Origin of the sequence: Flavobacterium sp. Root901 (assembly GCF_001429765.1) — a bacterium.
GTDB lineage: Bacteria > Bacteroidota > Bacteroidia > Flavobacteriales > Flavobacteriaceae > Flavobacterium.
In genome coordinates this window covers 828,179-841,128 of the sequence record NZ_LMJB01000006.1, presented here as the reverse complement: position 1 = coordinate 841,128, position 12,950 = coordinate 828,179, and the positions used below count along the sequence as shown (strand labels likewise).

At 33.0% G+C, this 12,950-nt stretch carries 12 protein-coding genes; 9 read left to right on the top strand and 3 right to left on the bottom strand.

Annotated elements, in window-relative coordinates; all coding sequences use genetic code 11:
• The first annotated feature begins 488 nt into the window (after positions 1-488).
• On the top strand, positions 489-1,076 hold the full coding sequence (locus tag ASE21_RS13165) for a glutathione peroxidase (protein ID WP_057123111.1): 588 nt from the start codon (positions 489-491) through the stop codon (positions 1,074-1,076).
• A 177-nt stretch (positions 1,077-1,253) separates the two neighbouring features.
• Here the strand turns inward: ASE21_RS13165 and ASE21_RS13160 are convergent, their stop codons facing one another.
• Positions 1,254-1,751: a GNAT family N-acetyltransferase gene (locus tag ASE21_RS13160; RefSeq protein ID WP_057123110.1), complete on the bottom strand. Its 498-nt coding sequence runs from the start codon at positions 1,749-1,751 to the stop codon at positions 1,254-1,256.
• A 69-nt stretch (positions 1,752-1,820) separates the two neighbouring features.
• On the bottom strand, positions 1,821-2,996 hold the full coding sequence (locus tag ASE21_RS13155; RefSeq protein ID WP_057123109.1) for a thioredoxin family protein: 1,176 nt from the start codon (positions 2,994-2,996) through the stop codon (positions 1,821-1,823).
• 176 nt (positions 2,997-3,172) lie between these two features.
• Here ASE21_RS13155 and menD point away from each other — a divergent pair, with 176 nt between their 5' ends.
• The 8 genes from menD (at position 3,173) to ASE21_RS13115 (ending at position 12,108) form a co-directional block, all read left to right on the top strand.
• Positions 3,173-4,837 (top strand): 2-succinyl-5-enolpyruvyl-6-hydroxy-3-cyclohexene-1-carboxylic-acid synthase, encoded by a 1,665-nt coding sequence (gene menD, locus ASE21_RS13150; protein WP_057123108.1) that lies wholly within the window; start codon positions 3,173-3,175, stop codon positions 4,835-4,837.
• Between the two features lie 96 nt (positions 4,838-4,933).
• Positions 4,934-5,275: a DUF2853 family protein gene (locus tag ASE21_RS13145; protein WP_057123107.1), complete on the top strand. Its 342-nt coding sequence runs from the start codon at positions 4,934-4,936 to the stop codon at positions 5,273-5,275.
• A 134-nt stretch (positions 5,276-5,409) separates the two neighbouring features.
• Positions 5,410-6,273 carry a S1 RNA-binding domain-containing protein gene (locus ASE21_RS13140; protein WP_057123106.1) on the top strand — a complete coding sequence of 288 codons (864 nt, stop codon included), beginning with the start codon at positions 5,410-5,412 and terminating at the stop codon, positions 6,271-6,273.
• A 768-nt stretch (positions 6,274-7,041) separates the two neighbouring features.
• Positions 7,042-7,875, top strand: coding sequence for a 1,4-dihydroxy-2-naphthoyl-CoA synthase (locus ASE21_RS13135; protein ID WP_057123105.1), 834 nt, complete (start codon positions 7,042-7,044; stop codon positions 7,873-7,875).
• A gap of 93 nt (positions 7,876-7,968) precedes the next feature.
• Positions 7,969-8,931 (top strand): 1,4-dihydroxy-2-naphthoate octaprenyltransferase, encoded by a 963-nt coding sequence (gene menA / locus ASE21_RS13130; protein WP_057123104.1) that lies wholly within the window; start codon positions 7,969-7,971, stop codon positions 8,929-8,931.
• Positions 8,932-8,958: 27 nt separating this feature from the next.
• Positions 8,959-9,636, top strand: coding sequence for a metal-dependent hydrolase (locus tag ASE21_RS13125; RefSeq protein WP_057123103.1), 678 nt, complete (start codon positions 8,959-8,961; stop codon positions 9,634-9,636).
• A gap of 165 nt (positions 9,637-9,801) precedes the next feature.
• Positions 9,802-11,004, top strand: a complete 1,203-nt coding sequence (locus ASE21_RS13120; protein WP_057123102.1) for a tetratricopeptide repeat protein — start codon at positions 9,802-9,804, stop codon at positions 11,002-11,004.
• 72 nt (positions 11,005-11,076) lie between these two features.
• A complete protein-coding gene (locus ASE21_RS13115) occupies positions 11,077-12,108 on the top strand; it encodes an o-succinylbenzoate synthase (protein ID WP_057123101.1) in 1,032 nt (343 codons plus the stop codon).
• 54 nt (positions 12,109-12,162) lie between these two features.
• Here ASE21_RS13115 and ASE21_RS13110 read toward each other — a convergent pair whose 3' ends face one another.
• Complete coding sequence (locus ASE21_RS13110) at positions 12,163-12,714, bottom strand: hypothetical protein (RefSeq protein WP_057123100.1); 552 nt, start codon at positions 12,712-12,714, stop codon at positions 12,163-12,165.
• Positions 12,715-12,950: the final 236 nt, after the last annotated feature.

Genomic DNA, 12,950 nt, shown 5'->3' with positions numbered 1-12,950 from the left:
ATTTTATGAATGGGATAGATAAATATAAAATATTAATTGTGGGTTTAACGACGGTATTGTCGCTGATCAATTTGACTAATAATGATTTTAAAAAAGCAGTCATTCACAATAAAACAGAACTAAATTTTAAAAACTGATAAAAATATTGAATAGTTGATGTCTCCGGACTTCCAAAAGAAAATCAAAATTAATAGTAATCAAGCATTTTAAACGAACTCCAATTTTCCACTTACTAAACGCCATAGATAATTGAATTAGTGCGATTGAGATTAAAAAGATTTTCGTTATAACCGGAGCATCAACTATAATTTAAACGATATTTAAAAGAAACAATTAATTCATGGTTTGATTTGTTTGTATGGGGGGAAGCCCGGCGTCTGATTAACGCCGGGCTTCAATTTTTTATTTAACTTATAATTAATAAAAATAAAAGTGATTTAAATATCCGGCAAAACAGATTTTAACTAATTTTATAAAAAAATTACACAATGAAAAAAATACTTTTTATAGCCTGCAGTGCTGTCTTTTTTTTAAGCACGCAGTCACAGGCTCAAACAAGCACAAACAAATTATCTAAATCAGATAAAGCTATGGCAAAAGAAACAATTTATCAATTTAAGGTAGAAGATTTATCAGGCGATACTTTTGATTTTGCTTCTTTAAAAGGCAAAAAAATCATGATCGTAAATACAGCATCAAAATGCGGATTAACGCCTCAATACAAAGATCTTGAAGCGATTTACAAAGAATACAAAGACAAAGGATTTGTAATAGTAGGTTTTCCGGCAAACAATTTTGCATCTCAGGAACCTGGAACAAACAAAGAAATCGAAACTTTCTGCCAGCAAAATTACGGCGTAACTTTTCCAATGATGAACAAGGTTTCGGTAAAAGGAAGTGATATGTGCGAAGTGTATAAATTCCTTACACAGAAATCTAAAAATGGTTTACAGGATTCTGAAGTGGAGTGGAATTTTCAAAAATACTTAATAAACGAAAAAGGCGAATTAGTTAAAGTAATTAAACCTAGAACTTTACCAACAGATCCTGAAGTAATTAATTGGATAAAAAGCTAAAAAAAAAAATCCCCAAATTTGAAATATCAAATTTGGGGATTTTTTTTTAGGTTCTAAGGTTCTGAGATGCTAAGATTCTAAGATTTTTTCTCAATTGTGTCTCCTTACGTCAAAATGATAAAAATCTGTATTAATCCGTGCTTTCGCAAAAGCGAATCCGCAAAATCCGTGTGCCATCTACACCAGTATTAACTGCATAAAAACCAGATCAAGCCAATGATCAAATTTATAACCAACTTCACGAATAGTTCCTGTTGCCACGAAACCAAATTTTTCATGAAAAGCAATACTTCCGGCATTATCGGCATCTATGGCTCCAATCATAACGTGATAACCTTGCTCTTTTGCTAAACGAATTAATTCTGTTAATAATTTTGATCCAATGCCTTTTCCAATCACATTATCTACGACATATACAGAATGTTCTACGGTATATTGGTAACCAATTTTTTCACGAAACTGTCCATAACTCCCAAAGCCTGCTACTTCACCGTCTAAATCGGCAACAACAATAGGTAAGTTTTTTGCTTTTTTGTCTTCAAACCATTTTGTTTGTACTTCAAGTGTTTGAATATCATAGCTGTAGTTTGCAGTGGTATGCAGAATAGAATGATTTACAATTTCAAGAATTTTTTCTAAATCATTCTTTGTGGCTGGTCTTAATGTAAGGTTCATGGTTTTATTTTTTGTTCAAAGAGTTCACTTCAATAGTTTGAATTTGCTTCGAATAATAAGTTTAAAATTTTATTTAGCATTTAATTCGGCAAGTAAAGTATCGGCATCTTTTGTGTTCCAGCCCATTTCTTTACCAATTGCTGCGGCATCTTTTGCATATTTCAACGCCGACTTTTTATCTCTAATTTTATTGTAAAGCCGCGCAGCAAGCAAATTCCCATCGTAAGAATCACTTAACTCCAGCGAATGTTTAACCCATAAAATAGATTTTTTCAAACTTTCGGTATCGTTAATGTGTTTGAAATAAGTCTGCCCGATATCTTTTAGGAAACTGGCGTCATTCCACACTAGTTTTTCAGTATCATTTAATGTTACTTTTTTGTAAAAATCCCATTTTTCAGTTCTTTCTGCCATAGTTAAGTCAAACTTAAAAACAAGAGAATCTGTTTTTTGTAACCGAATTGATTTGGCAACTTCTCTTTGTTTATAATAATTAACAGTAGCCATATTATCGACTAGCGGACGAAGCAGTTCAGTTACAATATTTTCTACTTTGCGGTCCACACGATTTTGAGAAGCAACGGCAGCAAATTCTTTTTGATGTTTTAAAACATATTGAAATTCCCTCGAATTAATATCCGTAACACCATTTGCAATCACACGCCAGTTTGTTTCACTGACCAATTGATCGTCTGATTGTGTCTGAAGATAAATATGAGTAGGAATTGATAATTCAGTTCTGTCTTTTCCTTTTTTTAAAGTATTCAAATAAGCAAAAAACTTAGTAGAATTAGCCGGATCAGCCAGGAATTCTTTCTCTAAATAAGGAAGCTGAAACTTAGGATTTAAAGCATAATTTGCTTCGGCTAAGAAATCAGGTTTTTTCATTTCGCCTTTTAAAGCGTATAAAAGTGTTTCATTCGAATCTAAAAATAAAAATGCAGGAAGAGAAGTTGTTTTAAATTTATTTTTAAGTGCAGTTCCTTCTTCTTTCTCAATATTTTTCCAGACACAGATATAATTTTTATTCAAAAAATCCATGACTTTAGCATCACTAAAAACTTCTTTTTTCATTAAATTACAATGCGGGCACCAGTCTGCATAAAGCATTACAAAAACGGGTTTACCTTCGGTTTTAGCATTCTCCAAAGCGGTTTTGTATGATATTCCGTCAACAGTAAACTGATTTTGAGACTGTAAATTCTGCATCCATACAAAAAGGAAAAACAAATATAAGAAACGCATAAAGTGCTTATTTTAGTAGAGAAAATTCTGTTTTACAAATATATTCCCTTTTTCTAAAAACAGTCATAATATCTTCCTAATATATAAGTTAAATCAAGTTCGAAGTTTGTAACTTTGTATTTATAAAAGAAAATTTTAAGCAAAAGATTTTCTTCAAAAATTATACACTATTTAGAATGATTTACCCCAAAATAGCGCTTGCACAAAGCATTATCGAGATTTGTTCAGCAAAAGGAATTCACAATATTATAATTTCTCCAGGCTCAAGAAATGCGCCTTTGACAATTGGTTTCGCACAAAATCCAAATTTTAAATGTTACAGTATTGCCGACGAGCGCTGCGCTGCTTTTTTTGCTTTGGGAATTGCCCAGCAGACAAAAAAACCAACAGCAGTTATATGCACATCCGGATCTGCACTCTTAAATTATTATCCGGCTGTAGCCGAAGCATTTTACAGTCAGATTCCTTTAATCGTAATTTCGGCAGACCGTCCTCAAAATAAAATCGATATTGGTGACGGACAAACGATTCGCCAGGAAAATGTCTTTTTAAATCATTCTGTTTTTAATGCAAATTTAACCGAAGAAGCATCAGTTGAAAATGACTTGAAAATTAATAAAGCAATAGAAACTGCTATTTCTCAAAAAGGGCCTGTTCATATTAATGCTCCGTTTGAAGAACCATTATATGAAACCGTTTCAGGACTTTCTGTTGAACCAAAAATTACAAATCCGGAAGAAATAATCCCAACAAAAATCATTGAAAACAGTGAAGAAATTGTTTCAATCTGGAATTCAGCAAAAAGAAAATTAATTCTTATTGGAGGAATAAATGAAGCCAATTCTATAGAAAAGGAAATTTTGGAAAACTTTGCCAATGATCCTTCCATTGTTGTGCTTACAGAAACGACTTCAAATCTGCATCATCCAAGTTTTATCAACAGTATTGATACTTTAATAACGCCATTTGATGATGCTGATTTTAAAGAATTAGAACCGGGAGTTTTAATCACTTTTGGCGGCATGATTGTATCAAAACGTATTAAAGCTTTTTTGCGAAAATACAAACCTGCACATCACTGGCACATAGATACTTTACGTGCCTATGATACATTCAATGCTTTAAGTAAACATTTTGTAATGGAACCCAACGATTTTTTTAAAGATCTGCTTCCAAAAACTACATTTACACAAAGCAAATATTTCTCTAAAATTGATAAAATTTACAGTTTAAGAAATATTAGAAAAGAAGAGTATTTAAAGAAAATTCCATTTTCAGACTTTAAAGTTTTTGAGAAAGTAATTGAAACACTTCCAAAAAATAGTCAGTTGCAGATTAGTAACAGTTCGGCAATTCGTTATGCTCAATTAATTGAGATTGATCCATCGATAGAAGTATACTGCAACAGAGGGACAAGCGGAATCGACGGAAGTACTTCTACAGCGATTGGCGCAGCTGTCGGAAGTGGCATTCAGACGGTTTTCATTACAGGTGATATCAGCTTTTTATACGACAGCAATGCTTTGTGGAATTCGTATATTCCTAAAAACTTTAAAATTATAATAATTAATAATGGAGGAGGTGGCATCTTCAGGATTTTGCCCGGACATGAAGAAAAACCAGTTTTTAATACTTATTTTGAAACCTCGCACCATTTAACAGCAGAGCATTTGGCAAAAATGTACGACTGCAGTTATTTTAAAGCCAGCGATTTAGTTTCATTAAATGAAAATCTGGAGTTATTATTTCAAGCAGACGAAAAACCGGCAATACTGGAAATTTTTACTCCAACTTTAGAAAATGATGCAATTTTAAAGCAATATTTCAAACAGCTTGTTTAATTTATTTTGTAAGTTAAATATTGTTAAATATTTGTTTTAACTTCTAATAATATTTAGATTTGGTTATTAAATAAATTATAACCAATTAAAATTATTATGAGCAAAAGAGAAGAATTAATTAAGAAGTATGCTGCTGATTTAAAAGAAAAATGTGGTGTTACTCCAAACATGGATTTACTGACTAAAGTTACCATAGGCTGCGGACCATCGATTTATAATAATGATGCATCAGTAGTAGCTGGAAATCAGGACTCGGAAATACATACTGTTAAAAATAATTTTCTAATTAAAAAATTGGGTTTAGCAGATGATCCGGCTTTAGACCAAGCCATTCATTCTGTTTTAGAAAAATATGGTAAATCAAATAAACACAAATACAGGGCTGTAGTTTATTATTTACTAACAGTACACTTTAAAAAAGAAAGTGTTTATAAATAAAAATTAAAAGCGTCATTTTTGACGCTTTTTGTTTTCTATGAGATTTAATCTAAAACATTCTATTTACCATTTTCAAACTTCGTACATTTGCAGCTTAGTAACTCAGCTTCTCAAAGCTTAGAACCTTAATAATAATGCTTGAAATAGGAAAATACAATACACTTACCATATTACGTGATACAAAAGTTGGTCTCTTTTTAGGAAATCCTGAAAAAGATCCGGACGGAATTCACGACGTTTTATTACCAAATAAATATGTTCCCAACGAATTTGAGATAGGCGAAGAGCTTGTTGTTTTTGTTTATTTAGACCACGAACAACGTCCTGTTGCCACTACTCTTGAGCCTTATATTTTACTAAATGAATTTGCTCTTTTAAGAGTAAACTATATCAATCAGGTTGGTGCTTTTATGGATTGGGGAATGGAAAAAGACATTCTTGTACCGTTTAAAGAACAGGCAAGGCCGATGGAAAAAGGCAAACGTTACCTGGTTTACCTTTATAAAGATGAAAAAACAAATCGTCTGGTGGCTTCCAGTAAAACAAATCAGTTTTTAAGCAACGATAATTTAACGGTTGAAAAAGGCGAAGAAGTAGATTTAATAGTTTCGCACATTACCGAAATAGGAATTAACGTCATCATCAATGAACAGCACAAAGGTCTTTTGTACAAAGATGAAGTGTATGACGACTCGATAAGAACCGGAGACAGAATGCGCGGTTATATTAAAAATATCCGCCCTGATAATAAAATAGATGTTGCTTTGCAAATTCAGGGTTATCAGAGTATTGAACCAAATGCTGAAAAGATTTTAGATGAATTAAGAGCCAATCGCGGTTTTTTACGCTTAAATGATAATTCGCATCCTGAAGATATTAAAACGGTTTTAAAAATGAGTAAAAAAACGTTTAAAAAGGCCGTAGGAGCTTTGTATAAGGAAAAACTCATCGAAATTAAAGAAGACGGAATTTATCTTGTAAAAGAAACTAATAGTTAAATCTCAATATTTAAATTCCAAATTCCAATTTATTCATACATTAGAATTTGGATTTTATTTTTGGAATTTAAAAAACAAGAAAGGCTGCTCATTACAAGCAGCCTTTCCCTTTTTATTCTAGTTTTAAAAAAAATTGTAATTAAAAAAAAACAGAAATAAAATAATTCGAATTTATCTTGAAAGTAAATAGCTTTACGAATTTTAGAAATTACCTTCTCGATAGTATGTCTTTAAACAATTAATGCGTTTATCTCAAAAGCAAAAATTTAATTTCACGGCTAGTCCATTTGGTTTAATAAAATAACTTTTAGAAAGTTTTGGTTAGCATTTTCCTCTTTTCGTAATCAATTAATATACTAATTACAAAACAATTCCAGCGTTTAACCTTAGGTGTTACTATCTCCTCTTTGAAGTTTTGACAAACGAATAAATCATTTGCTCGTTCTTAACAGGTTTATTGTTTAAAACCATAAAAAAATGAGCGACAAATTTTTTAAATTTTCTCAAAAAAATCATTTTTTAGGTTAATAAATCAGTGAAAGAAAATCAATCTTATATCAACAAAATACATCGTATCTCATTGATTTCTAGGGTGTAAAATTACTCATTATTTTTTAAAACTAATGTTAAAAAGTGTTATTTTTTGAACGCCTCTGCTAATTGTTAACATTGAAACAAAAAATAGCTGTGACTTATATAAAATTCAATACGGAAAAATGTAAAAAATGCTTTATTTTTACACTATAATTTTTAAATAAACAAACACAAATGGATTGGATTACAGCCAGAGAATTTGAAGATATAACCTATAAAAAATGTAACGGAGTTGCCAGAATTGCTTTTAACAGACCAAATGTTAGAAACGCTTTCAGACCAAAAACAACTTCAGAATTGTACCAGGCTTTTTATGACGCCCAGGAGGATACTTCAATTGGAGTAGTTTTACTTTCTGCAGAAGGACCATCAACAAAAGATGGTGTTTATTCCTTTTGCAGCGGAGGCGATCAAAATGCACGCGGACATCAGGGATATGTTGGAGATGACGGACAGCATCGTTTAAATATTCTGGAAGTACAGCGATTGATTCGTTTTATGCCAAAAGTTGTAATTGCTGTAGTTCCGGGCTGGGCTGTTGGCGGCGGACATAGTTTACATGTAGTCTGCGATATGACTCTGGCAAGTAAAGAACATGCTATATTTAAGCAAACAGATGCTGATGTTACCAGTTTTGACGGCGGTTACGGATCTGCTTATTTAGCTAAAATGGTTGGACAAAAAAAAGCGCGCGAAATTTTCTTTTTAGGAAGAAATTATTCTGCTCAGGAAGCTTTTGAAATGGGAATGGTAAATGCTGTAATTTCGCATGACGAATTAGAAGCAACTGCATACGAATGGGCTCAGGAAATCCTTCAAAAATCGCCAACTTCTATAAAAATGCTGAAATTTGCCATGAACTTAACTGATGACGGAATGGTTGGACAGCAGGTTTTTGCCGGAGAAGCGACACGTTTGGCCTACATGACAGAAGAAGCAAAAGAAGGAAGAAACGCTTTCCTTGAAAAAAGAAAACCGAATTTCGGTGAAAATAAATGGCTGCCATAAATAAAATAGTTTGAAAAATGTTTCAAGTTTCAGGTTTCAGGTTCTGGGCATGAAACTTGAAACCTGAACTTGAAACAAATTAAATAAAAACAAATGAAACATTGGATTGAAGCCGCGAGACTGCGCACACTGCCTTTATCAGTTTCCGGAATTATAGTAGGAAGTATATATGCATTAATACATCCAACAGAAACCATAGCTACACCGAGTGAAGTTTTCAGCTGGAAAATTTTTGGTTTTGCACTTTTAACAACACTTGGCTTACAGGTTTTGTCAAATTTTGCCAACGATTACGGAGATGGTGTAAAAGGTACAGATAATGCAGACAGAGTAGGGCCTCAGCGTGCGATTCAAAGCGGAATTATTACTCCGCAAGCCATGAAAAAAGCAATTATAATTACGGCATTACTAACTTTTCTTTCTGCAGTAACCTTGATTTATTTCGCCTTTGGAAAAGACAATTTCGGCTATTCTATCTTTTTCTTATTGCTTGGAATTGCTGCTATTGTATCGGCAATTCGCTACACAGTTGGAAATTCAGCATACGGATACAGAGGATTTGGGGATTTGTTTGTTTTTGTTTTCTTTGGACTTGTAAGTACATTGGGCGTTAACTTTTTATATTCCAAAGAAGTTGATCCGCTTTTAATCCTTCCGGCAGTATCAATCGGATTATTAAGCGTTGGTGTTTTAAACCTGAACAATATGCGCGATGAAGAATCAGACAGAAAATCCGGAAAAAATACAATCGTAGTGCAAATGGGCGGAGCAAAAGCAAAAAAATACCATTATTTTTTGATTGTTACCGCTATGCTTTTAGTAATAATATTTGCAGTTTTAAGTGATTATAATTTCGATCAGTATTTATTTTTACTGGCTTATATTCCTTTAACGAAACATTTAATTACGGTTTCTAAAAACCAAAACCCTAAGCTTTTAGATCCGGAATTAAAAAAATTGGCATTGAGCACATTTTTACTTTCCATATTATTAACGCTATGTATGACTTCGTTAATTTCAGACATTTTTGTTAATCTTTTCTTAGGCGGAAGATAATCGAAGTTAAACTTTAAATTTTAAAAAATGAAAATTACATTTTACGGACATGCTTCTTTAGCAATCGAAGTGGGAGGAAAACATATTATTGTTGATCCTTTTATTTCTGGAAATCCACAAGCGGCAGCCATCGATATAAATACATTAAAAGCCGATTATATTTTACTGACTCACGCACACAGTGACCACGTTTTAGACGTTGAGACTATTGCAAAAAATACAAATGCAGTAATTGTTTCAAACGCCGAAATTGCAAGTTACTATGCAAAAAAAGGTTTTAATTCGCACCCGATGAATCATGGCGGAAGCTGGAAATTTGATTTCGGAAAAGTAAAATATGTAAATGCGATTCACTCAAGTTCTTTCCCTGACGGAACTTACGGCGGAAATCCGGGAGGATTTGTTATCGAAGGCGAACACAAAAATATTTACATCGCTGGAGACACTGCATTGACTTACGATATGAAATTAATCCCGTTAAGAACGAAATTAGATTTAGCAATTCTTCCAATTGGAAATAATTTTACAATGGATGTAGAAGATGCTATCATTACTTCGGATTTTGTAGAATGCGATAAAATTTTAGGTTATCACTTTGATACTTTTGGTTATATCGAAATCAACCACGAAGAATCAATTCGTAAATTCTTTGATAAAGGAAAAGATTTAATGCTTTTAGGAGTAGGTGAATCTATAGAATTATAAATTAAGCCGAAGGAGCTAATCCCGCTATCCGTTTCAATCTTTTTCTGGCTAAAGAAGCCAGAAAAAGTATTTTCACTACTATCGGGGCTAGGGCATTCGGTTTCAAAAGAATATTTTTTGGCATAATTTTTTATGAGTCCATTTGAGTCAAAAAACAAATCAAATATGAATTTCAAAAGAATATTTCTACTTCTTTTACTTACTTCAACTTTTAGCACATTTGCCCAAAAAGACGGTTATTGGGACAAAGAACGCGCCACAACAAAAGAAGTTCTCGTTTCTGCGGGCGATCGTCTTGTTGTAAAAACTGAAGACTTACCGGTTGGAACTACTGAAATTGTCTACCGAATTACACTTCTCGACAAAAATCAGCAAATGGCCAATAGCTTGGTTTCGCTTTTAAAATCTATTCCGGATCCTTATGGAATTGGGCAGGGATCTGCGGGGGCGGTTTTTTTAATGTCTAAAATTTCCGGAGACGATCAGTGTACTTATTCGCTTTTTACATCAAATGAAGAGGCCAAAAAATATGCTTCTGATGGAAAAACAGATACTGCGTGCTACTCCCAGTCAGAGCCCGTTAGTAAAGATGCCAAGAGAATTTCATTAGACAAAAATTCCTGTTTAAAAGAAAACACAACGACAATATGGTTTGGTTTTGAAAGCAAAAACTGGTTTTTAACTCAAAAAATAGTTCTTGAAGTGGTGCCTTGGGTTGATATTAAACTGAACAGAGGCTGGAATCAGGACAATAAGAATGAAATTATCAGTCTTTGTAAAACCTCTACAATGGCACAAAAAATGGCCAATTCTGATGATTTTTGTGTCTGCATTTTAGACAAAATAATGAAACAGTATCGTTATTCAGAATTCCAAAAGCTGCTTGCAGTAGAAAAAACCAAAGTGTATAAAGACTTTGGAAATGCATGTTACAAAGACGCCGATATTTCAAAAAATATTTATAATGATTTAAGGAATCAGGCTTCATCTTTAACCAAACAGCAAAAATACAACGAAGCAATCCAAAAATTAAGCACCATCATTAATGATGGAAAAGCAACGGCTTTAGATTATAATTCAATTGGTTACTGTTACCTTTTGACCAGACAATACGCAAAAGCATTAAAGTTTTTGCAAGAAGGCGAAAAGCTGGATGATACTGAATTGTTGGTAAAACTAAATTTAGCACATGTTTATCTGGTCAGCAATAGATACAGCGATGCGAAAGCAATCTATAAAAAATATCAGGATCAAAATGTAACTGATAATATAAGCTGGAAAGACAAAACTAAAACAGATTTTGCGGTTTTTGAAAAAGCCGGTTTACCTTCAAAAGACTTCGAAAAAGTTTTAAAACTATATAATTAAAATTTGGCCACAGATTACACATTTTATAATCCATTAATCTTGTGTAATCTGTGGCTAAAAATTTAAAATATTTTGAAAGCAACATACTATAAATATATGCTCGAATTTAAACGCCCTTCGGGGACGTCTCGCGGCATTATGACTGAAAAAGAAACCTGGTTTATTGTTCTGGATGAAAATGGCAAAAAAGGAATAGGAGAGTGCGGTATTTTACGTGGTTTAAGTGCTGATGATCGAACTGATTATGAAGAAAAACTAAAATGGGCTTGTGAAAATATTCATTTGGGAGAAAAAGAACTTTGGGAATCTTTACTGGAATTTCCGTCGATTCAATTTGGAATTGAAATGGCTTTTTTATCATTAAAAAGTGAAGATCCATTTTTGCTTTTTCCCTCAGGTTTTACCAGTAATGCTGAATCAATCGAAATAAACGGTTTAGTCTGGATGGGCGAACCAGATTTTATGAAACAGCAGATTGAAGAAAAATTAGCAGAAGGTTTTAAGTGCATAAAGCTTAAAATTGGCGCCATTGATTTTCAGAAAGAATTAGAATTACTGGCGTTTATCCGCAGTCATTTTTCTGCTGAACAAATAGAGATCAGGGTAGATGCAAATGGAGCTTTTTCTTTAAACGAAGCTTTAGATAAACTTTCTCAATTAAATAAATTTCAATTACATAGCATTGAACAGCCCATTAAGCAAGGAAATATTCAGGCAATGGCAGATTTGTGCAAAGCAACCCCATTTCCCATTGCATTAGACGAAGAACTAATTGGTGTTTTTTCATGGAATGAAAAGGAAAAATTATTGCAGAAGATCCAGCCTCAATATATAATTTTAAAACCGAGTTTTATTGGAGGTTTCAGAGGAACGCAGGAATGGATCACATTGGCAGAAAAATATAATATTGGCTGGTGGATAACATCAGCATTAGAAAGTAATATTGGATTAAATGCTATTGCACAATGGACATTTCTCCAGAATTCAAAAATGCCGCAAGGACTGGGAACCGGAGCACTTTATACCAATAATTTTAATTGTCCCCTCGAAGTTTCAAAAGGTAAATTATGCTATAATACCTCTCAAAGTTGGGATTTCTTTTAAAGGCACAAAGGTTCAGATTTTTCAAAACATAAAGTGCAAACCTCTCAACCTAAATTATTCTTTTCCCCCAAGCAGATTTTCCTGTAATTCTTTTAGTTCCAGCCATTTGCTTTGGAAGGCAAATAAAGCTTGTTTAGGCCAGGTACTCGGATTATGGATAGCATAATTTTCGCCGCCCGCATCCAGAATGGATTGCAGTTCTTCTGTAGTAGATTGCGAAAGATCATACCAGGTTATAATTCCTCTGCCATTTAACAAAACCTCAATTTTAGGTCCAATTCCTTCGACTATTTTTAGATCATCCTGTTTGATTTTCTTTCCTAAAACATTTGATGCTGATTCGCTGTCAAACGGGAGTGTATCAACTTCGCCTAAAAATGATTTCGGAGCAGCTGTCTTAACTTTCGCATGATCCGCTAATTCTGCTTCAAGAGCGCCCAATTTTGTATTTAAATTCTTTGCATGTATCTGGCATACATCTAAATCGGCCTGAATTGAAGCAGCAAGTGTATCATATCTTTTCGTGTTCTTTTTACCAAGGATGTATCCTATAACCCCACAGACTAAGCCCACCATGGCCGGTATTAATATATATAATAAATCCATAATGTTACATTTTAATTATTTGATTCTGGCTATTATGTCAGTCGCTCTGCCTTTTCAGAAATAGGCCAGAAGTAATCGTTCTATCAAATTTACCAAAAATATAAAACATAAACTGTTATTAATCAGATAATTTGTCAGGATTTTCAACAGGCATGATTTAAAACTAAACCCATTCAAATTTTTAGAATTTGAAAATCCCGATTTCATGACTCAATTAAATTGAGTAACTTGCAGTA